At 74.9% G+C, this 19,538-nt stretch carries 20 protein-coding genes; 14 read left to right on the top strand and 6 right to left on the bottom strand.

Features of this window, described 5'->3' with window-relative positions; translation table 11 throughout:
- Window positions 1–16: 16 nt before the first annotated feature.
- From ABT014_RS19325 to ABT014_RS19315, 3 genes are all read right to left on the bottom strand, one after another.
- Window positions 17–922 carry a polysaccharide deacetylase family protein gene (locus ABT014_RS19325; protein ID WP_350640189.1) on the bottom strand — a complete coding sequence of 302 codons (906 nt, stop codon included), beginning with the start codon at window positions 920–922 and terminating at the stop codon, window positions 17–19.
- A gap of 107 nt (window positions 923–1,029) precedes the next feature.
- Window positions 1,030–1,605 (bottom strand): DM13 domain-containing protein, encoded by a 576-nt coding sequence (locus ABT014_RS19320; RefSeq protein ID WP_350640188.1) that lies wholly within the window; start codon window positions 1,603–1,605, stop codon window positions 1,030–1,032.
- Window positions 1,606–1,719: 114 nt separating this feature from the next.
- Window positions 1,720–2,856 carry a PP2C family protein-serine/threonine phosphatase gene (locus ABT014_RS19315; protein ID WP_350640187.1) on the bottom strand — a complete coding sequence of 379 codons (1,137 nt, stop codon included), beginning with the start codon at window positions 2,854–2,856 and terminating at the stop codon, window positions 1,720–1,722.
- 218 nt (window positions 2,857–3,074) lie between these two features.
- Between ABT014_RS19315 and ABT014_RS19310 the strand changes: the two genes are divergently transcribed.
- The 14 genes from ABT014_RS19310 to hypE all read left to right on the top strand — a co-directional run bounded on the left by ABT014_RS19310 (window position 3,075) and on the right by hypE (window position 16,222).
- Complete coding sequence (locus ABT014_RS19310; protein ID WP_350640186.1) at window positions 3,075–4,166, top strand: NADH-quinone oxidoreductase subunit B family protein; 1,092 nt, start codon at window positions 3,075–3,077, stop codon at window positions 4,164–4,166.
- A gap of 144 nt (window positions 4,167–4,310) precedes the next feature.
- Entirely contained in the window at window positions 4,311–6,095 is a 1,785-nt protein-coding gene (locus ABT014_RS19305) for a nickel-dependent hydrogenase large subunit (RefSeq protein ID WP_350640185.1), read from the top strand.
- Window positions 6,092–6,637 (top strand): NifU-related iron-sulfur-binding protein, encoded by a 546-nt coding sequence (locus ABT014_RS19300; RefSeq protein WP_350640184.1) that lies wholly within the window; start codon window positions 6,092–6,094, stop codon window positions 6,635–6,637. Before ABT014_RS19305 ends, ABT014_RS19300 begins: the two co-directional genes overlap by 4 nt.
- On the top strand, window positions 6,634–7,275 hold the full coding sequence (locus ABT014_RS19295; protein ID WP_350640183.1) for a DUF5947 family protein: 642 nt from the start codon (window positions 6,634–6,636) through the stop codon (window positions 7,273–7,275). The genes ABT014_RS19300 and ABT014_RS19295 overlap by 4 nt, the downstream gene beginning before the upstream one ends.
- Entirely contained in the window at window positions 7,272–7,931 is a 660-nt protein-coding gene (locus ABT014_RS19290; protein WP_350640182.1) for a DUF6084 family protein, read from the top strand. Before ABT014_RS19295 ends, ABT014_RS19290 begins: the two co-directional genes overlap by 4 nt.
- Complete coding sequence (locus ABT014_RS19285; RefSeq protein ID WP_350640181.1) at window positions 7,928–9,325, top strand: hypothetical protein; 1,398 nt, start codon at window positions 7,928–7,930, stop codon at window positions 9,323–9,325. The genes ABT014_RS19290 and ABT014_RS19285 overlap by 4 nt, the downstream gene beginning before the upstream one ends.
- A complete protein-coding gene (locus tag ABT014_RS19280; RefSeq protein WP_350640180.1) occupies window positions 9,322–9,849 on the top strand; it encodes a hydrogenase maturation protease in 528 nt (175 codons plus the stop codon). Before ABT014_RS19285 ends, ABT014_RS19280 begins: the two co-directional genes overlap by 4 nt.
- A 20-nt stretch (window positions 9,850–9,869) precedes the next feature.
- Window positions 9,870–9,974 (top strand): DUF6893 family small protein, encoded by a 105-nt coding sequence (locus tag ABT014_RS34590; protein ID WP_502895029.1) that lies wholly within the window; start codon window positions 9,870–9,872, stop codon window positions 9,972–9,974.
- Between the two features lie 168 nt (window positions 9,975–10,142).
- The gene (locus ABT014_RS19275) at window positions 10,143–10,526 is read left to right on the top strand and encodes a hydrogenase maturation nickel metallochaperone HypA/HybF (protein WP_350640179.1); all 384 of its coding nucleotides are present in this window, start codon (window positions 10,143–10,145) and stop codon (window positions 10,524–10,526) included.
- A 4-nt stretch (window positions 10,527–10,530) separates the two neighbouring features.
- Window positions 10,531–11,334, top strand: coding sequence for a hydrogenase nickel incorporation protein HypB (gene hypB, locus ABT014_RS19270; protein ID WP_350640178.1), 804 nt, complete (start codon window positions 10,531–10,533; stop codon window positions 11,332–11,334).
- The gene (gene hypF, locus ABT014_RS19265; RefSeq protein WP_350640177.1) at window positions 11,331–13,679 is read left to right on the top strand and encodes a carbamoyltransferase HypF; all 2,349 of its coding nucleotides are present in this window, start codon (window positions 11,331–11,333) and stop codon (window positions 13,677–13,679) included. The genes hypB and hypF overlap by 4 nt, the downstream gene beginning before the upstream one ends.
- Window positions 13,680–13,711: 32 nt before the next feature.
- Window positions 13,712–14,002 carry a HypC/HybG/HupF family hydrogenase formation chaperone gene (locus tag ABT014_RS19260; RefSeq protein ID WP_350640176.1) on the top strand — a complete coding sequence of 97 codons (291 nt, stop codon included), beginning with the start codon at window positions 13,712–13,714 and terminating at the stop codon, window positions 14,000–14,002.
- Window positions 13,999–15,144 (top strand): hydrogenase formation protein HypD, encoded by a 1,146-nt coding sequence (hypD, locus tag ABT014_RS19255; protein WP_350640175.1) that lies wholly within the window; start codon window positions 13,999–14,001, stop codon window positions 15,142–15,144. Before ABT014_RS19260 ends, hypD begins: the two co-directional genes overlap by 4 nt.
- Entirely contained in the window at window positions 15,137–16,222 is a 1,086-nt protein-coding gene (gene hypE, locus ABT014_RS19250; RefSeq protein WP_350640174.1) for a hydrogenase expression/formation protein HypE, read from the top strand. The genes hypD and hypE overlap by 8 nt, the downstream gene beginning before the upstream one ends.
- Window positions 16,223–16,292: 70 nt before the next feature.
- Here the strand turns inward: hypE and ABT014_RS19245 are convergent, their stop codons facing one another.
- From ABT014_RS19245 to ABT014_RS19235, 3 genes are read right to left on the bottom strand one after another with little or no spacing between them, the layout of a single operon-like run.
- Window positions 16,293–17,390 carry a glycerate kinase gene (locus tag ABT014_RS19245; protein ID WP_350640173.1) on the bottom strand — a complete coding sequence of 366 codons (1,098 nt, stop codon included), beginning with the start codon at window positions 17,388–17,390 and terminating at the stop codon, window positions 16,293–16,295.
- On the bottom strand, window positions 17,387–18,322 hold the full coding sequence (locus tag ABT014_RS19240) for a sugar phosphate isomerase/epimerase family protein (protein WP_350640172.1): 936 nt from the start codon (window positions 18,320–18,322) through the stop codon (window positions 17,387–17,389). The genes ABT014_RS19245 and ABT014_RS19240 overlap by 4 nt, the downstream gene beginning before the upstream one ends.
- On the bottom strand, window positions 18,319–19,467 hold the full coding sequence (locus ABT014_RS19235) for a dihydrodipicolinate synthase family protein (RefSeq protein WP_350640171.1): 1,149 nt from the start codon (window positions 19,465–19,467) through the stop codon (window positions 18,319–18,321). The genes ABT014_RS19240 and ABT014_RS19235 overlap by 4 nt, the downstream gene beginning before the upstream one ends.
- Between the last annotated feature and the right edge of the window lie 71 nt (window positions 19,468–19,538).

Below are 19,538 nucleotides of genomic sequence, written 5' to 3'. Positions count from 1 at the left end.
GGGCCCCGGCGGCCGGTCACCAGCGGACGTCGGACAGCCGGACGAAGCGGATCCCGGCGTCGAGCAGTTCGGGCAGCGCCGCGGCCACCCCGGCCGCGGTGCCGCCGGCCGGGTGGTTCATGTGGGCGATCACGATCGACCCGGGGTCGGCGGCCGCGACGGTGCGGTGGACCTGCGAGGCGGAGAAGGTGGCGCCCGCGTCGCCGTTGACGGTGAAGCCGGCGATCCGCTCGCCGAGCAGGCCCACCGCCTGCGCGGCGACGTCGTCGTAGTACGCGGTGCCGGCCCGGAAGAAGGCCGGCGGGTGGCCGAGCAGCTCGGTGAGCCCGTCCCGGTTGCCGGCGATCTCGTCGTACACCTCGCCGACGTCCGCGGTGCCGGCGATGCCGTACGCCGAGCGGCCGGTGACGGAGAGCGGCCGGTGCCGGGTGCCGTGGTTGCCGATCTCGAACAGCGGATCGGCGGCGAGCTGCTGGAAGACCTCCGGGTTGGCGTCGATCCAGCGGGCGTTCAGGAACAGTGTGGCGGGTACCTGGTGGCTCCGCAGGGTGTCGATCAACGCGGCGTCGTAGCCGTCGCTGCCCGGGCCGCCGCAGGCGTCGAAGGTCAGCGCGATCGCCTGCTCCCCGTCGGGGAGGGCGGTGAGCACCCCCGGGCCGTCCAGCGCCCAGCAGCTCGGGGTCAGCTCGCCCAGGCGGGCCACCAGGTCGTCCCGGGTCGGCGCGGCCGGGACGGCGGGCGCGGCGGCGGGCGCGGGGGCCGGGGCGGGCGGTGCGGCCGGGGCCTGGGCCGCGGTGGGCGCGGCCTGGGCCGGGGCGGCCGATCCGCCGCCCGTAGCCTGCGGCGAGCGCCGCGAGACACCGCACCCGGCGACCGCGCTACCGGCCAGCGCGGCCAGGACCACCCGGCGAGCCAACGACATCCGAACCTCCGTGCCCGTGGCGGACGACAGCTTTCGACCACCGTAGGCACGGCCCCTTCGAACGCGCGTCGGGTGCACCGCCGTTCGGGTCCTGACCGGCCATCGGATCACCCCCGGGGCAGGTCGGCGGCCCCGAAGCCGACCGAGAAGCGGTGGCACCAGATCACGGCGCTGCGAAAGGCCGTCAGATCGGTGCCGGGCGGGACGGCGTAGTTCTGGTTGCCCTGGTTCCCCTTGAGCGGGCCGAGTTCCAGGGCGCCGGGGCCCAGGGTGTCCAGCCAGGACTCGGCGGCGGGGCGGGTGGACAGGTAGACCCGGACGTCCGGGCCCTCGGAGGTGCGCAGGTCCTCCAGCCGCAGCACGGCGCTGCCGTCGGCCAGCCGGATCAGGCGGGCCGTCCCGCTGGTGGGGTGCTCCCCGGCGACGAAGCCGCCGCCCGGCCGATCGGAGCCGGTCACGGGCACGCCCGGCACGGCGGACGCGGACACGGAGGGGGCCGACGCGGCGGGCGTGGCCCGGGCCGTCGGGGCGGGCGGCGCCGCGACCGGCGCCGCCTCGTCGACGGTGGTGCTGGTGAAGGCCCGCCAGGGCTCGAACAGGTACAGCCCGCCGGCGGCGACGGCGAGCAGGAGGGCGGCCAGCGGCAGGAGCAGCCGGCGCGGGAGCGGGACGCGGGCGGGCATCGGGGTACCTCCGGGAGGGTTGCGTCGGTTCGGGCGTGCACCCGTGCAACTCCGCCGGCCCCGGCCACGATGGCGACCGCGGCGGCCCGTAAGACTCCGGTGAGACTTTCCCGGCTACGCGCGGCCCGGACCCGGGTCCTGCCGCCGGTCCGGGAGGCGGACGATCGCCACCATGGCGGCGTCGTCGCCGAGCCGGCCGCCGGTGTGGTCGGAGAGGTCCTTGCAGAGCCGGCGCAGCAGCGCCTCCGGGTCGTCGGCCGGCCAGCCCTCGATGCGCTCGGCCAGCGGGTAGAAGGTGCCGGCCGCGTCCCGGGCCTCCACCACGCCGTCGGTGTACAGCAGCATGGTGTCGCCGACCTCGAACCGGAAGGTCTCCACGCCCAGCCCGCGCACGGCCAGCGCGGCCAGTCCCAGCGGCGGGGCCGGGTCGCTGGCCTCCAGCGGGATCACCCGGCCCCCGCGCAGCAGCAGGGGCGGCGGGTGGCCGCAGTCGACCAGCCGGATGGCGCTGTCCCGGTCGGGGATGTCGAGCACGACGGCGGTGGTGAAGGACTCCTGCCGGTCCGGCTGGTCGTCGGGCTGGTCGAGGTCGCCGGCGACGGTGCCGTCCAGGAAGTCGACCAGCTCGGTCAGCCCGACCCGGCGGTGCGCGGCGGCCCGGAAGGCGCCGAGCACCAGCGCGGCGTCACCGATCGCGCCGAGCCCCTTGCCGCGGACGTCACCGACGATCACCCTGGTCGCCGGTCCGGAGCGGACCACGGCGTACAGGTCACCGCCGATCTGGGCCTCGGCCTCGGCTGCGACGTAGACGGACGCGATCCGCAGCGGGCCCATCCGGGGCGGCAGCGGGCGCAGCACCACCTGCTGGGCGGCCTCGGCGACCGAGCGCAGCTGCGACATCTCCTTCTCGTGCTGCTCGCGCAGGTAGGCGAAGAGGGTGACCAGGGCGGAGATCAGGATCAGCGCGGTGGTCTGGACGGTGTGGTTGAGGTCGAGCGCGGAGGTCCGGGTGGCGGCGACCACCACCTGGGCGAGGACGGCCAGTGCGCCGATCACCGCGGTGGTGCGCGGTCCGGCGAACGAGGCGGTGATGGCGGGGGCGGCGACCAGGAACGGGCCCAGGTGGACCTGCGGCGGGGCGAGGATGTCGCCGATCGTGACCAGCACGATCAGGACGAGCGGGATGGCGATCAGCGCCCACCAGGCCGGGCCGCTCGGCCGGAGCGCCTCGGCACGTCCCCGAATGTCCATGACTCCTGAATACACCCGGCCCCGGGCGGCCGCCGTCGGGGCGGGCGGCGGCGTGGCCCGGGTGGCACCGAACGGGTGCTCACCCGGTCGGCCGAGCGCGCCGCAAGGTCCACCGGTTCGGCCGTATCGACCTCCCCGCCGCGACCGGGCCTTGGTAGGAAGATGCCAGAGGACCGATTTGTCGGTCTTGTCGTGCCTTCGCAAGGAGGAGGCGTCCCATGGCTTCGACACCGTCGACCACCGAGGCGACATCCCGATCCACCGGCCCGCCCACCGAGGGCGAGGAACCGGTGGTGCACATCCTCTGGATCAACGCGGGACTGAGCTGCGACGGTGACTCCGTCTCGCTCACCGCGGCGACCCAGCCCAGCATCGAGGAGATCGTCCTCGGTGTGCTCCCCGGCCTGCCGAAGATCGCGGTGCACTGGCCCCTGATCGACTTCGAATGCGGGCCGGTGCAGGGCGCCGACAACTTCGTCGAGTGGTTCTTCAAGGCGGACCGCGGCGAGCTGGAGCCCTTCGTCCTGGTGATCGAGGGGTCGATCCCGAACGAGTCGATCAAGGCCGAGGGCTACTGGTGCGGGTTCGGCGACGACCCCGCGACCGGGCAGCCGATCACCACCAGCGAGTGGGTCGACCGGCTCGCCCCCAAGGCCACCGCCGTGGTGGCGATCGGCACCTGCGCCACCTACGGCGGCATCCACGCGATGGCCGGGAACCCGACCGGGGCGATGGGCCTGCCCGACTACCTGGGCTGGGACTGGAAGTCCAAGGCCGGACTGCCGATCGTGTGCGTGCCCGGCTGCCCGATCCAGCCCGACAACTTCTCGGAGACCCTGGTCTACCTGCTGTACCAGCTCACCGGCGCAGCGCCGATGATCCCGCTGGACGACAAGCTCCGGCCCGCCTGGCTGTTCGGCGCGACCGTGCACGAGGGCTGCGACCGGGCGGGGTACTACGAGCAGGGCCAGTTCGCCTCCGAGTACGGCGAGCCCACCTGCCTGGTGCGGATCGGCTGCTGGGGCCCGGTGGTGAAGTGCAACGTCCCCAAGCGCGGCTGGATCAACGGGGTGGGCGGCTGCCCGAACGTGGGCGGCATCTGCATCGCCTGCACGATGCCCGGGTTCCCGGACAAGTTCATGCCGTTCATGGACGAGCCGCCCGGCGCCAAGGTCTCCAGTTCGGCCAGCGCCGCGTACGGCTCGGTGATCCGCCGGCTCCGTTCGATCACCACGCACACGGTGGACCAGGAGCCGAAGTGGCGCAGCACCGGCCGGAAGCTGACCACGGGTTACCGCCCGCCCTGGTGACCGCGCACGCCACCCGTTCCGGGGTCGCGTCCGCCCGCTGCGGCGGCCGCGGCCCCGGTCCGGTGCAGAGAACCCACGCGGAGCCACCGTCGCCAGGCGGCCGCGGCGCCGCACGCAGACCTTCAGAAGGGCACGACACACGCCATGACGACAACAGCCCCGAGGCCGGGCGGCAACGACGGCCTGGTGGAGATGAGCTGGGACCCGATCACCCGGATCGTGGGCAGCCTCGGCATCCACACCAAGATCGACTTCAAGCAGAAGAAGGTCGCCGAGTGCTACAGCACGTCGTCGGTCTTCCGCGGCTACAGCGTCTTCATGCGCGGCAAGGACCCGCGGGACGCGCACTTCATCACCAGCCGGATCTGCGGCATCTGCGGTGACAACCACGCCACCTGCTCGGTCTACGCGCAGAACATGGCGTACGGGGTGAAGCCGCCGCACCTGGGCGAGTGGATCATCAACCTCGGCGAGGCCGCCGAGTACATGTTCGACCACAACATCTTCCAGGAGAACCTGGTCGGGGTCGACTACTGCGAGAAGATGGTCCGCGAGACCAACCCGGGCGTGCTGGAGAAGGCCGAGCGCACCGAGGCGCCGCACGCCGCCGAGCACGGCTACAAGACGATCGCCGACATCATGCGCTCGCTCAACCCGATCGAGGGCGAGTTCTACCGCGAGGCGCTCCAGGTCAGCCGGTACACCCGAGAGATGTTCTGCCTGATGGAGGGCCGCCACGTGCACCCCTCCACGCTCTACCCGGGCGGCGTCGGCACGGTGGCGACGGTGCAGCTGTTCACCGACTACCTGAGCCGGCTGATGCGCTACGTCGAGTTCATGAAGCGGGTGGTGCCGCTCCACGACGACCTGTTCGACTTCTTCTACGAGGCGCTGCCCGGCTACGAGGAGGTCGGCCGGCGGCGGATCCTGCTCGGCTGCTGGGGCGCGCTCAACGACCCCGACCACTGCGACTTCACCTACCGCAACATGACCGACTGGGGCCGGCGGATGTTCGTCACCCCGGGCGTGGTGGTGGACGGCAAGCTGGTGACCAACGACCTCACCGAGATCAACCTGGGCATCCGGATCCTGCTCGGCTCCTCGTACTACCAGGACTGGGAGGGCAAGGAGCAGTTCGTCACGCACGACCCGCTCGGCAACCCGGTCGACCCGCGGCACCCGTGGAACCAGCACACCATCCCGCAGCCGCAGAAGCGCAACTTCGACGACAAGTACAGCTGGGTGATGTCGCCGCGCTGGTTCGACGGCAAGGACTACCTGGCGCTGGACACCGGCGGCGGCCCGATCGCCCGGCTGTGGTCCACCGCGCTGTCCGGGCTGGTCGACATCGGGTACGTGAAGGCGACCGGGCACAGCGTGGTGATCAACCTGCCGCGCACCCTGACCAAGCCGGAGACCAGCTTCGAGTGGAAGATCCCGAAGTGGTCCAACGCGCTGGAGCGCAACCGGGCCCGGACCTACTTCCAGGCCTACAGCGCCGCCGTCGCCCTGCACTTCGCCGAGAAGGCGCTGGCCGAGGTGCGGGCCGGGCGCAGCCAGACCTGGGAGCGGTTCGAGGTGCCGGACGAGGGCCTGGGCGTCGGCTTCACCGAGGCGGTGCGCGGCGTGCTGTCGCACCACATGGTGATCCGGGACGGCAAGATCGCCAACTACCACCCGTACCCGCCGACCCCGTGGAACGCGAGCGTCCGGGACAGCTACGGCACCCCCGGGCCGTACGAGGACGCGGTGCAGAACACGCCGATCTTCGAGGAGAACTCCCCGGAGAACTTCAAGGGCATCGACATCATGCGGGCCGTGCGCAGCTTCGACCCCTGCCTGCCCTGCGGCGTGCACATGTACCTCGGGGACGGCAAGTCGCTGCAGAAGATGCACGTGCCGAGCGGCCTGAGCGGGATGTCCGGGTGAGCGCCGCGACCGGGGAGGCCGCGGGCCGGCGGGTCGAGGAGATCCTCGACGGGCTGGCCGCGTCCGGCGACCAGCGGGCCGTGCAGACGGCCGAGGAACTGGTGCGGGTGCTGATGGACTTCTACGGCGCGGGGCTGGCCCGGGCCGTGGAGCTGCTCTCCGCCCAGGCGCACGACCCCGACCGGCCGGCCGTCGGGCCGCTCGCCGAGCTGCTGGACGACCAGCTGGTGACCGGCCTGCTGGTGCTGCACGAGCTGCACCCGGAGGACGTGACCGCGCGGGTCGAACGGGCCGTGCGGCAGGTGCCCGGCGCCTCGGTGGCCGCCTTCGAGGCCGCCTCCGGCCGGCTGACGGTGCGGCTGGAGAGCACCGGGTGCGGGTGCTCGGGCAGCTCGGACGGCACCCGGGAGGCGATCGCCGAGACGGTCGCGGTGTTCGCGCCCGAGGTGCTGTCGGTGGAGCTCGCCCCGTCCGGGCCCAAGGAGCCGGCGCTGCTCCAGATCGGGCTGCGGCCCGGGGCGGTCCCGGCGGAGACCCGGTGAGCGCGCCCGCCACCGGGCTGCGCCGGTTCCGGGCACCCGCACCGCCGCAGCCCGAGCGCTGCGAGCTGTGCGGCACCGCACTGAGCGGCCACCACCGGCACCTGGTCCGGTCGGAGAACCGCAGCCTGACCTGCGCCTGCACGCCCTGCGCCCTGCTGTTCGAGCAGCGGGGCGCGGGGCAGGGCCAGTACCGCTCGGTGCCCGACCGGTACCTGGCCGACCCGGCGCACACCCTCGACGAGGGCGCCTGGGAGCGGCTGCAGATCCCGGTCGGCACCGCGTTCTTCTTCCGCAACGCGGAGCTGGACCGGCTGGTGGCGCTCTACCCCAGCCCGGCCGGCGCCACCGAGAGCGAGCTCGACCCGGCCTCCTGGCAGGCCGTGCTGGGCGGCACCCCGCTGGCGGCGCTGCTGCAACCCGATGTGGAGGCGCTGCTGCTGCGCCGCGAGCAGGGCGCCGCCGGGAGTTCCGTGGAGTGCTTCCTGGTGCCGATCGACGTCTGCTACGAGCTGGTCGGCCGGATGCGGCTGACCTGGCAGGGCTTCGACGGCGGGGCCGAGGCGCGGGCCGAGCTCGCCGCCTTCTTCGACAACGTCCGGGCCCGCGCCCGGGCCGTACGGACCGAGGAGCCGGCGTGACCGAACTGGGTTTCAGCTGCACCGGGGTGCGGGCCGACCCGTACGCGGCCGGGCCGACCCTGGTGTTCCGGCTGCGGATCACCGCGGCCGACAACGCGCGGGTGCACGCGCTCGCGCTGCGCTGCCAGCTGCGGATCGAGCCGGCCAAACGCCGGTACGAGCCCGCCGAGGCGGCCGCGCTGACCGGGCTGTTCGGTGAGCCGGCCCGGTGGGGCAGCACCCTCAACCCGGTGCAGTTCGCGCAGGTCCCGCTGACCGTGCCGGGCTTCACCGGGGAGACCGAGGCGGAGCTGGTGGTGCCGTGCAGCTACGACCTGGACCTGGCCGCCACCCGCTACTTCGACGGGCTGGCCGGCGGTGACGCGCCGCTGCTGATGCTCTTCTCGGGCACCGCGTTCACCGGCGAAGGGGGCTTCCGGGTCGAGCCGGTGCCCTGGGACCGGGAGGCGACCTGCGCGCTGCCGGCCGCCGTCTGGCGGGAGATGATCGACCAGCACTTCCCCGGCTGCGGCTGGGTGCGGCTGCCCAGGGAGGACCTGGCGGCCCTGCTGGAGTACCGCTCCCGGCACGCGCTGCCGTCGTGGGAGGCGACCGTCCGCGCGCTGCTGGCCGCCGCGGACGGGCCGGTGCCGGTGGCCGAGGGGAGTGTGCTGTGAACGCGACCACCGACGTGGACGCCGCCCCGTTCGAGGTCGCCCGGCGGATCGCCGACGCGGTGCTCTTCGAGGGGTACGTGCTCTACCCGTACCGAGCCTCGGCCGCCAAGAACCGGCTGCGCTGGCAGTTCGGCGTGCTGGTGCCGCCGGCCTACGAGGAGCTCGGCGGCGAGCACTCCTGGCAGCGCACCGAACTGGTGATGGAGCCCGCGGCGGGCGCCCGGCTCACCGTCGAGCTGCGGTTCCTGCACGCCGTGCGGCGGACCGTCCAGGAGCTGCGGCCGGACGGCTCGACGCCGACGGTGGCCTCGCTGGAGCTCCCGGACCGGGTCCTGGTGCCGTGGGACGAGGGCGCCGAGGAGCGGGTCCGGATGTCCCTGCCGGTGGCCGAACTGCTCGGCGAGGGCGTCACGTTGCCGTTCAACCGGCCGGCCGCCACCGAGACCGAGCTGGTGTCGGCCGACGGCCGCCCGGTGGGCCGGCTGAACCGGCGCCGCGAGCGGGTGGAGGGCGCCGTACGCCTGACGGCCACCGAACTCCCCGGCCCGTGGGCGGCGTTGCGGCTGACCGCGGAGGTGCTCAACACCAGCGCGTGGGAGCCGACCGCCGGCGCGGCCGACCGGGAGGCCGCACTCCCCCGGTCGCTGGTCGCCGCGCACCTGCTGCTCGGCCTGGACGCGGGGACGTTCCTGTCGATGACCGACCCGCCGCAGTGGGCCGCGGGCGCCGTCGCCGAGTGCCGCAACCTGCGCACCTGGCCGGTGCTGGCGGGTGCCGACGGGCGGGCCGACGTGGTGCTCTCCTCGCCGATCATCCTGGAGGACCACCCGGCGATCGCACCGGAGAGCCCCGGCGGGTTCTACGACGCGACCGAGATCGACGAGATCCTGGCGCTGCGCACCTCGGCCCTCACCGACCAGGAGAAGCGGGAGGCGCGCGGCACCGACGAGCGTGCCGGAGCGGTGATCGACCTGGCCGACTCGCTGCCCGCCGAGGTGATGGAGCGCCTGCACGGCGCCGTCCGCGCGCTGCGCGAGGTCACCGACCCGGCCGCGCCCCCGGGGCCGGACGAGGACCTGACCCCCTGGTGGGACCCGGGCGCCGACCGGTCGGTGGACCCGGCCCGGGACCGGGTGCAGATCGACGGCCTCAGCATCGGCGCCGGCAGCCGGGTGGTGCTGCGGCCCGGACGCCGCCGCACCGACGCCCAGGACCTCTTCCTCCAGGGCCGCACGGCGCTGGTCGAGGCGGTGCTGCACGACGTCGACGGCTCGGTCCACCTCGCCGTCACGGTCGAGGGCGACCCCGGCGCCGACCTCTGGCGCGAGCAGGGCCGGTTCCTGTACTTCCAGCCGGACGAGGTCGCCCCGGCGCCCGCGGAGGAGGCCCGATGAACGCCCAACTGCCGCCCGGGAAGGTGCTGGTGGCCGGGGTCGGGAACATCTTCCTCGGCGACGACGGCTTCGGCGTGGAAGTGGTCCGCCGGCTCTCCGCCCTGCCCATGCCCGCGCACGTGGAACTGGTGGACACCGGCGTGCGCGGCGTCCACCTCGCGTACCAACTGCTCGACGGATACCGGTCGGTGGTCCTGGTGGACGCCACCGCGCGCGGCTGCGAACCGGGCACGGTCTACCTGATCGAGGCCCGGCTGCCGGAGCCGGAGGAGCAGCCCACCGCGCTGGTCGACGGCCACCGGATGACCCCGGACGCCGTGCTCGCCGTGCTCGGCACGCTCACCGCCGGGCTCGGCGGCAGCGGCCCCGAACGGGTGCTGGTGGTGGGCTGCGAGCCGCTGTCGCTGGACGAGGGCGTGGGGCTCAGCCCCGCGGTCGAGGCGGCGGTCGACGAGGCCGTGGCCGTCGTGCTGGGGCTGGTCGAGGAGGCCGGCCGCACCGCCGCCGCGATGGGATCGCGATGACTAGGAAGGAATGCCCGCACATGAGCAAGTTCCTGATCCGCGGGGCGGCCGTCGCGGCCGTGCTCGCCGTGGTGAAGCTGACCCTGCCCGACATCAAGCGCTATCTGAAGATCCGCCAGATGTGACCGCCCGCCGTCACCGGCGCGGCTGGGACAAACGGAGTACCCCGGGCCCGGTGCCCGGCGCGGCGCAAGGGCCGTGCCGGACGCCGGGCCTGTAATGGTCCACGTCGCCGGGCGCCCCGCCCGGGGCGGTGCGGGCAGCGGGCCCGGCCCGACGGGCGGAGTGAACCGATGCACGAGATGTCGATCGCGCAGGCGATCGTCGACCAGGTCACGGCCAGCGCCGAGGCCAAGGCCGGCGGCACCGCCGAGCGCGTCCGGCTCCAGGTCGGCGAACTGGCCGGGGTGGTGCCCGACGCGCTGCGGTTCGGCTTCGACCTGGTCTGCGAGGACACCCCGCTGGCCGGTGCCGAACTGCTGATCGACCCGGTCGCCGCGCTCGCCGAGTGCGGCCCCTGCGGGACCGGCTGGGCCCCCGGGATGCCGCCCGACCTGGTCTGCCCGACCTGCGGCAGCGGGGCCGGCACCGAACTGGTGGCCGGCCGCGAGCTGCAGATCACCGCCGTGCACTGGGCCGGTGGGCCGGCCCAGGCATCCGAAGCCGAGGAGCTGTGAGCCCGTGTGCCGAGTGGTCGAGCTGAAGCAGTCGGTGCTGGCCAGGAACGACGAGTGCGCGCTCGCGCTGCGCACCGAACTGGCCGCCCGCGGCACCGTGGTGGTCAACCTGCTGTCCAGCCCCGGCAGCGGGAAGACCGAACTGCTGGAACGTGAACTCACCCTCGCCCGGGAGCGCGGGGTGCCGGTCGCCGCGCTCACCGCCGACCTGGCGACCGAGCACGACGCGGCCCGGCTGGCCCGCTCCGGCGTCCCCGTGAAGCAGGTGCTCACCGACGGCCTGTGCCACCTGGAGGCGCACATGCTGCGCGGCCACCTGGACGGCTGGCTCCCGGCCGAGACCCGGCTGCTGTTCGTGGAGAACGTCGGCAACCTGGTCTGCCCGGCCTCCTACGACCTGGGCGAGACGCTCCGGGTGGTCCTGGGTTCGGTCACCGAGGGCGAGGACAAGCCGCTCAAGTACCCGACGGCGTACGGGCTGGCCAACCTGGTGGTGGTCACCAAGACCGACCTCGCGGCGCCGGCCGCCTTCGACGAGGCCGCGTTCCGCGCCAACGTGGTGCGGGTGAACCCCGGCGTGGAGGTGGTGCTCACCTCGGCCCGGGACGGATCCGGCGTCGGCACCGTACTGGACCGGGCGCTGGCCGCCCTGGAGGGCGGACCGGTGCACCGCCCGGTGATGGCGCGGCCCGCCCCGCACCGCCACGAGGACGGGCCCGGGCACTCGCACGACCACGGGGACGGAGACGGCGGCGGGCACGAGCACGGGGGCGGGCCGCACCTGCACCCCGCCGTGTCCGTCCGATGACCGATCTGCGGGAGCCCGTGCCGGAGGTGGAGCGGCGGGCGGTGACCGTCCGCGGCGTGGTCCAGGGGGTCGGGTTCCGGCCCTTCGTGCACGGGCTGGCCGTCCGGCTCGGCCTGGCCGGGCACGTCACCAACACCGGGGAGGGCGTGCACGCCGAGGTGGAGGGCGCCGCCGCCGCGGTCGGCGAGTTCTGCGAGCGGATCGGCCGGGACGCCCCGCCGCTGGCCGAGGTGGAGTCGGTGGTGCACCGGCCCGCCGCGGCGACCGGACAGCTCGGCTTCCGGATCCTCGCCTCGGTCACCGACGGCCCCGGCCGCACCCTGGTCCCGCCCGACGTGGCCACCTGCGACGCCTGCCTGGCCGAACTCGCCGACCCGGCGGACCGCCGCCACCGGCACCCGTTCATCAGCTGCACCCACTGCGGGCCGCGGTTCACCATCGTCACCTCGCTGCCGTACGACCGGGCCGGCACCACCATGGGCCGGTTCCCGATGTGCGAGCGCTGCCGGGCCGAGTACGCCGACCCGGGCGACCGGCGCTTCCACGCCCAGCCGATCGCCTGCCACGACTGCGGCCCGGTGCTGCGGCTGACCGGCGCCCGCGACGGGCTCGGCGGCCAGGCGGTTTCCGCCGCACGGGAGTTGCTCGCCCAGGGCGCCATCGTCGCGGTCAAGGGGATCGGCGGCTACCACCTCGCCTGCGACGCCGGGAACCCGGACGTCGTGGCGCTGCTGCGGCGGCGCAAGGGCCGCGGCGACAAGCCGTTCGCGCTGATGGCCCGCTCCACCGCCGAGGTGGAGCCGCTGGTGCACGCCGATCCGGCCGAACTCGCCCTGCTCACCGGGCGCGAGCGCCCGATCGTGCTGCTGCGCCGGCGCCCCGGCGCATCCGGCCTCGCCGAGGAGGTCGCCCCGGGCAGCCCCGACCTCGGCATGATGCTGCCCTACACCCCGCTGCACCACCTGCTGCTGGGACTGCCCGGCGACCCGCCCGGCCCCGGCCTGCTCGTGCTCACCAGCGGCAACCGCTCCGGCGAGTCGATCGTGACCGAGGACGCCGACGCGCTGGAGCGACTGGCGCCGCTGGCGGACGCCTGGCTGATCCACGACCGGCCGATCCAGGTGCCCTGCGACGACTCGGTGGTGCGGATCTGCGACGGCCGGCCGCAGGTGCTGCGCCGCTCACGCGGGTACGTGCCGCGGCCGGTCACGCTGCCGCTCGCCGTCCCGCCCACGCTGGCCGTCGGCGGCGACCTCAAGAACACCTGCTGCCTCGGCGAAGGCACCCGGGCCTGGCTGTCGGCGCACATCGGCGACATGGACGACCTGTCCACCCTGCACGCCTTCGACCGGGCCGAACGGCACCTGGAGGCGGTCACCGGGGTCCGCCCCGAACTGCTGGCGGCCGACCGCCACCCCGGCTACCGGTCGGGCGCCTGGGCCCGGCGGGCAGCCGCGGACGGGCGGGCGCTGACCCTGGTGCAGCACCACCACGCCCACATCGCCTCGGCGATGGCCGAACACGGGCTGGAGCAGCCCGCCCGGGTGATCGGGGTCGCCTTCGACGGCACCGGCTACGGCGAGGACGGCGCGGTCTGGGGCGGCGAGGTGCTGCTCGCCGGGTACGGCGACTTCGACCGGTTCGGCCGGCTCGGGTACGTGCCGCTGCCGGGCGGGGACGCCGCGGTGCGCCGCCCGTACCGGACCGCGCTGGCGCAGCTGTGGGCCGCCGGGATCGACTGGCACCCCGAGCTGCCCTGCGTGGCGGCCTGCCCGCCGGACGAACTCGCTGCGCTGCGGGTGCAGTTGGAGCGTGGACTGAACTGCCTGCCGAGCTCCGGGATGGGCCGGCTGTTCGACGCGGTCTCGGCCCTGGCCGGGATCTGCCAGGTCGCCGGCTACGAGGCGCAGGCCGCGCTGGAGCTGGAGGCCGCGGCGCTCACCCGGCCGGACTGCGGCAGCTACCGCTTCACTCCGCGCCCCGGGGCGGGCGGCGTGGACGGCGAACTGATCGCCGATCCGGGCCCGGTGATCGCGGCGGTGGTGGACGACCTGCGCGCCGGCGCATCGGCCGCCGTGGTCGCCTCGCGCTTCCACGCGGCCGTGGCCGACCTGGTGCTGCAGCTGTGCCACGCGGCCCGCGAGCGGTACGGGCTGGAGACGGTGGCGCTGACCGGCGGGGTGTTCGCCAACACCCTGCTGTCCGCCGCCTGCGCGCACGGCCTGCGGGCGGCCGGGTTCGGCGTACTGCGCCACCGGCTGGTCCCGCCCAACGACGGCGGGCTGGCGCTCGGCCAGCTGATGGTGGCGGCAGCCCGCGCACGGCGAGCGTCCGCGCAGCCGTGACCCTGCCCGGACGAAGAGGCGAGGAGTGACCCATGTGCCTGGCGGTGCCCGGCAAGGTGTTGGAGATCGAGGAACGCGACGGTACCCGGATGGCGGTGGTCGACTTCGGCGGCGTGGTGAAGGACGTCTGCCTGGAGTACCTGCCGGACCTGGCGGTCGGCGAGTACGCCATCGTGCACGTCGGTTTCGCCCTGCAGCGGCTGGACGAGGAGTCGGCGCTGCGGACCCTGGAGCTGTTCGCCGAGATCGGCGCGCTCCAGGAGGAGTTCGGTGACCCGTGGGCGCTGGCCGCCGAGACGGCCGGTGGGGAGGAGGAGCGGTGAAGTACCTCGAGGAGTTCCAGGACCCGGAGCTGGCAAAGCGGTTGCTGGCCGACATCCGGGCGACGGTGACCCGGCCGTGGGCGCTGATGGAGGTCTGCGGCGGCCAGACGCACAGCATCATCCGGCACGGGCTGGACCAACTGCTGCCGGAAGAGATCGAGTTGATCCACGGGCCGGGCTGCCCGGTGTGCGTCACGCCGCTGGAGGTGATCGACAAGGCGCTGGAGATCGCGGCCCGGCCCGGGGTGATCTTCTGCTCGTTCGGGGACATGCTCCGGGTGCCGGGCAGCGACCGGGACCTGTTCCAGGTCAAGAGCGCCGGCGGCGACGTCCGGGTGGTCTACTCCCCGCTCGACGCGCTGCGGATCGCCCAGCAGAACCCGGACCGGCAGGTGGTGTTCTTCGGGATCGGCTTCGAGACCACCGCACCGCCCAACGCCATGACGGTGTACCAGGCCGACCGGCTCGGGATCCGCAACTTCAGCCTGCTGGTCTCGCACGTGCGGGTCCCCCCGGCGATCACCGCGCTGATGGAGTCGCCGACCTGCCGGGTGCAGGCCTTCCTGGCGGCGGGCCACGTCTGCTCCGTGATGGGCACCGGGGAGTACCCGGAGCTGGCGCAGCGCTACCGGGTGCCGATCGTGGTGACCGGCTTCGAACCGCTGGACATCCTGGAGGGCGTCCGGCGGGCGGTGCGGCAGCTGGAGGCCGGCGAGGCCGCGGTGGAGAACGCCTACCGGCGGGCCGTGCGGGACGAGGGCAACCCGGCCGCCCGGGCGATGATCGAGGACGTCTTCGAGGTCACCGACCGGGCCTGGCGCGGGATCGGGGTGATCCCGGGCAGCGGCTGGCGACTGGCCGAGAAGTACCGGGCGTTCGACGCCGAGGAGCGCTTCTCGGTGGCCGGGATCACCACCGTCGAGCCCGCCGAGTGCCGCAGCGGCGAGGTGCTGCAGGGCCTGCTGAAGCCGCACGAGTGCGAAGCCTTCGGCACCCTCTGCACGCCGCGCACCCCACTCGGCGCGACCATGGTCTCCAGCGAGGGCGCCTGCGCCGCGTACTACCTGTACCGCCGGCTCGGCAGCGGCGCCGGCGCCGCGTCCACCACCTCAACGACCTGGGAGGCGAGCCCCGTTGGCTGATCTGCTCGACTTCGGCACCAGCGGCCCGGCGCCCGACTTCGACGGCTGGAGCTGCCCGCTCCCGCTGCGCGACCAGCCGCGGATCGTGCTCGGGCACGGCGGCGGCGGGGTGCTCTCCGCCGAACTGGTCAAGCACATCTTCGCCCCCGCCTACGGGAACCCGGTGCTGGACCAGCTGGGCGACGCCGCGACGGTGACGCTCGGCGGCGCGCGGCTGGCGTTCTCCACCGACTCGTACGTGGTGCGGCCGCTGTTCTTCCCCGGCGGGAGCATCGGTGACCTGGCGGTGAACGGGACGGTCAACGACCTCGCCATGGCCGGGGCCAGGGCGGCCTACCTGTCCTGCGGGTTCATCCTGGAGGAAGGGGTGGAGACGGCGGTGGTGGCGAAGGTCGCCCAGGCGGTCGGGGACGCCGCGCGGCTGGCCGGTGTGCAGATCGCGACCGGGGACACCAAGGTGGTGGAGTCCGGCCACGGCGACGGGATCTACCTGAACACCGCCGGGATCGGCCTGATCCCGGCCGGCGTCGACCTGCGGCCGCAGCGGGCCCGGCCCGGCGACGTGGTGATCGTCAGCGGCGACCTCGGGGTGCACGGGGTCGCCGTGATGAGCGTCCGCGAGGGCCTGGAGTTCGGGGTGGACATCCGCAGCGACTGCGCCGCGCTCGGCGGCCTGGTGCAGGCGATGCTGGACGTCACGCCGGACCTGCACGTGCTGCGCGACCCCACCCGTGGCGGGCTGGCGGCCGCGCTGAACGAGATCGCCGCCGCGGCGGGCGTCGGCGTGGTGCTCCAGGAACGCAGCATCCCGGTGCCCGCCCAGGTGGCCAACGCCTGCGCGATCCTGGGCCTGGACCCGCTGTACGTGGCCAACGAGGGCAAGCTGGTCGCCTTCGTGCCGCGGGAGAGCGCCGAGGAGGTGCTGGCGGCCATGCGGGCGCACCCGCTCGGCGCGGGGGCGGTGGTGGTCGGCGAGTGCGTGGACGAGCACCACGGGATGGTGGTGTGCCGCACCGGCCTGGGCGGCACCCGGGTGGTGGACCTGCCGATCGGCGAGCAGTTGCCGCGGATCTGCTGAGCGGGTGGTCGGACCGGCCCGCCGGGTGCCCAGGGGCGCCGGGCGGGCCGGCCCGTCGCGGTTCCGGCGCTCAGCGGAAGGTGCGGGCGGTACGGGCGGCGGCGGCGCTCAGCCAGTGGGCCGGCCGGCGGCGGGCGGCGGCCGGGGTGCCCGCGAGGGCGACCAGGCTGCGCAGCGCGTGCAGACCGGAGCGGGGCGTCCCGAGCCGGACCGAGCCGGCGATCACCACCACCGGGACCCGGGCGGTGGCGGCCCGGCGGGCGACCTCGCCGACCGCCTTGCCGCGCAGGCTGGTCGGGTCGTAGCGGCCCTCACCGGTGATCACCAGGTCGGCACCGGCCAGCGCCCGGTCCAGGCCGAGCAGGTCGGCGACGGCGGCGGCGCCCGGGGTGACGGTGGCGCCCCAGACCGCGTGCAGCCCGTACGCGGTGCCGCCGGCCGCCCCGGCGCCGGGCAACTCCGGGTCACCGCCCAGCACTTCGGCGAGCCGGGCGAGTCCGGCCGCCAAGCGGTCGATGTCCGCCGGACCGGCTCCCTTCTGCCGGCCGTACACGGGGGCGGCCCCGCCCGGGCCGAGCAGCGGATCGGTGACATCGGTCAGCAGCACCGCACCGTCGGGCGGCGGTGGTCGCAGCGCGGTCCGGTCGGCGTGCCGGAGATCCATCAAACCGCCTCCCCCGCACGGGAGTTGCCGGCCCACCGCGTCGGTGAGCCGCAGGCCGAGGGCGCTCAGCAGGCCCGTGCCGCCGTCGGTGCCCGCCGAGCCGCCGAGGGCCAGCAGCAGGCGGCGGGGCCGGTGCCGGTCGAGTGCGGCGGCGATGGTCTCGCCGGTCCCCCGGGTGCCGGCGGTGAGCGGGGCCGGGTGCGCCAGCAGCGGGAGACCGTCGGCCACCGCGAGTTCCACCACGGCGGTGCCGTCCGGGAGCAGCGCGTACCGGCCGTCGACCGGGCGGCCGTCCGGGCCGGTGCAGCCGGGGACCACGTGGACGGTGCTGCCGGGGTGGGCGGCGGTCACCGCGGCGAGGGTGCCCTCGCCGCCGTCGGCCATCGGGCGGAGCAGCAGCTCGTCCTGCGGGCGGACGGAGCGCCAGCCGGCGGCCAGCGCACGGGCGGCCCCGGCCGCGTCCAGGGTGCCCTTGAAGGAGTCGGGGGCCAGCACCACCCTCATCCGGGCCCCACCACGTGCTCGGCGTGGCGCCGGACGAGGGTGCGGAGGGTCTCGTCCCCGGGAGTGTCCCAGACCTGCTGGTTGAAGATCTCCACCTCGATCCAGCCGCTGTACCCGGCGGCCGTGACCTGGCCGGTGAGGGTGCGGAAGTCGATGCAGCCGTCGCCGACGTGACCCCGGCCGAGCAGGGCGTCGGCGGGCAGCGGCAGCGTCCAGTCGCACACCTGGTAGGCGGCGATCCGGCCGCCCGCGCCGGCCCGGGCCAGCTGGCGGCCCAACTCCGGGTCCCACCAGACGTGGTAGCTGTCGACCACCACGCCGACCTGGGCGGGCGGGAAGAGCTCGGCGAGGTCGAGCGCCTGGCCGAGGGTGGAGACCACGGCGCGATCGGCGCAGAACATCGGGTGCAGCGGCTCGATGGCCAGGCGCACCCCCAGGTCACCGGCGTGCGGGGCCAGTTCGGCCAGCAGCTCGGCGACCCGGGACCGGGCGCCGGGCAGGTCGCGGCTGCCGGCGGGCAGACCGCCCACCACCAGGACCAGGGTGTCGGTGCCGAGTTCGGCCGCCTCCTCGACGGCCTGGAGGTTGTCCGCGAGGGCGGTACGGCGGCCCGCCGCGTCGTCCGCCGTGAGGAAGCCGCCCCGGCACAGGCTGCTGACGCGCAGCCCGGCCTCCCGCACCAGCTTCGCGGCCCGGGCGGTGCCGACCTCGGCGACCTTGTCCCGCCACAGGCCGATCGCCGGGATGCCGGCCTCGACGCAGCCCCGGACGGCCTGCGGGAGGGTCCAGTGCTTGGTGGTGATCTGGTTGAGGGAGAGACGGGCGGTGGGCGGTTCGGGGTCGACGGCGGGCGGCGTGACGGCGGCCGGTCCTGCGGAGGCCGGTCCTGCGGGCGGGCGGGGCGGCCCGGCGGTCGGGGTCCGGCGGGTCATCGGGTGGCTCCCGCGGCGGTGAGGAGGGAGCCCATCCGGTGGGCGGCGAGGTCGGGGTCCGGGAACAGGCCCGCCCGGTCGGCGAGGCGGAACAGCTCGACCAGGTGCGGCAGCGAACGCCCGCTCTGGGCGCCGGCCACCATGGTGAAGTGCTCCTGGTGGCCGGCCAGCCAGGCCAGGAACACGATCCCGGTCTTGTAGTGGTAGGTCGGCGCCGCGAACAGGTGCCGGGCCAGCGGGACGGTCGGTGCGAGCAGCTCGTCGTAGCGGGCCCGGTCGCCCGCGTCGAGGGCGTGCAGGGCCGCCGCGGCCGTGGCGGCAATCGGGTCGAAGACGCCGAGCAGGGCGTCGCTGTGGCCGGACCGGTCGCCGCCGATCAGCTCCGGGTAGTGGAAGTCGTCACCGGTGTAGAGCCGAACGCCGGGTGGCAGGGCGCGGCGCAGCGCGATCTCGCGGTCGGCGTCCAGCAACGAGACCTTGATACCGTCGATCCGGCCGGCGTGCTCCGTGATCAGCGCCAGCACGGTGGTGGTGGCCCGGTCCAGGTCGCGGGAGCCCCAGTAGCCGGCCAGCGCCGGGTCGAACATCTCGCCCAGCCAGTGCAGCACGACCGGGCGGTCGGCCTGGGCGATCAGCTCGCCGTAGACCCGGAGGTAGTCCTCGGGCCCGGTGGCGACGGCGGCCAGCGCCCGGCTCGCCATCAGGACCGGGAGCGCCCCGGCCTCCTGCACGACCTCGAGCTGCTCGCGGTAGGCGGCCGTGACCTCGGCCGGGGTGCGGGCCGGTCCGGTCAGCTGGTCGGTGCCGACACCGCAGGCGAGCCGTCCGCCCACCGACCGGGCCTCGGCGCCCGAGCGGACGATCAGCTCCCGGGTGGCCGGCCAGTCCAGGCCCATGCCGCGCTGTGCGGTGTCCATCGCGTCGGCGACGCCGAGACCGAGCGACCAGAGGTGGTGCCGGAAGGCGAGGGTCGCCTCCCAGTCGAGGGCGGCGGGGGCGCCCGGCGCGTTCCCGCCGAGCGGGTCGGCGACCACGTGGGCGGCCGCGTAGGCGATCCGGCTCCGCGGGGCGCCGGCGGGCCGGGGGTGCGCCACGGGGGTGCGCAGCCGGTGGCGGCCGTGGCCGGGGAGGTCGAGCTCGGCCATCACCGCTCCTTCGCGTGGTCGGTGGCCGGGTCGGCGGCGCGGCCGAGGCCGAGTTCGCCGAGGCCGAGCTC

The organism is Kitasatospora sp. NPDC094015 (assembly GCF_040304075.1).
GTDB lineage: Bacteria > Actinomycetota > Actinomycetes > Streptomycetales > Streptomycetaceae > Kitasatospora.
This window is presented reverse-complemented; position numbering and strand designations above follow the sequence as displayed.

Coding starts and splice junctions, on each gene's coding strand:
- ABT014_RS19325 (WP_350640189.1), bottom strand. CDS start 922: ATGTCGTTGGCTCGCCGGGTGGTCCTGGCCGCGCTGGCCGGTAGCGCG.
- ABT014_RS19320 (WP_350640188.1), bottom strand. CDS start 1,605: ATGCCCGCCCGCGTCCCGCTCCCGCGCCGGCTGCTCCTGCCGCTGGCC.
- ABT014_RS19315 (WP_350640187.1), bottom strand. CDS start 2,856: ATGGACATTCGGGGACGTGCCGAGGCGCTCCGGCCGAGCGGCCCGGCC.
- ABT014_RS19310 (WP_350640186.1), top strand. CDS start 3,075: ATGGCTTCGACACCGTCGACCACCGAGGCGACATCCCGATCCACCGGC.
- ABT014_RS19305 (WP_350640185.1), top strand. CDS start 4,311: ATGACGACAACAGCCCCGAGGCCGGGCGGCAACGACGGCCTGGTGGAG.
- ABT014_RS19280 (WP_350640180.1), top strand. CDS start 9,322: ATGAACGCCCAACTGCCGCCCGGGAAGGTGCTGGTGGCCGGGGTCGGG.
- ABT014_RS34590 (WP_502895029.1), top strand. CDS start 9,870: ATGAGCAAGTTCCTGATCCGCGGGGCGGCCGTCGCGGCCGTGCTCGCC.
- ABT014_RS19275 (WP_350640179.1), top strand. CDS start 10,143: ATGCACGAGATGTCGATCGCGCAGGCGATCGTCGACCAGGTCACGGCC.
- hypF (WP_350640177.1), top strand. CDS start 11,331: ATGACCGATCTGCGGGAGCCCGTGCCGGAGGTGGAGCGGCGGGCGGTG.
- ABT014_RS19260 (WP_350640176.1), top strand. CDS start 13,712: ATGTGCCTGGCGGTGCCCGGCAAGGTGTTGGAGATCGAGGAACGCGAC.
- ABT014_RS19245 (WP_350640173.1), bottom strand. CDS start 17,390: ATGAGGGTGGTGCTGGCCCCCGACTCCTTCAAGGGCACCCTGGACGCG.
- ABT014_RS19240 (WP_350640172.1), bottom strand. CDS start 18,322: ATGACCCGCCGGACCCCGACCGCCGGGCCGCCCCGCCCGCCCGCAGGA.
- ABT014_RS19235 (WP_350640171.1), bottom strand. CDS start 19,467: ATGGCCGAGCTCGACCTCCCCGGCCACGGCCGCCACCGGCTGCGCACC.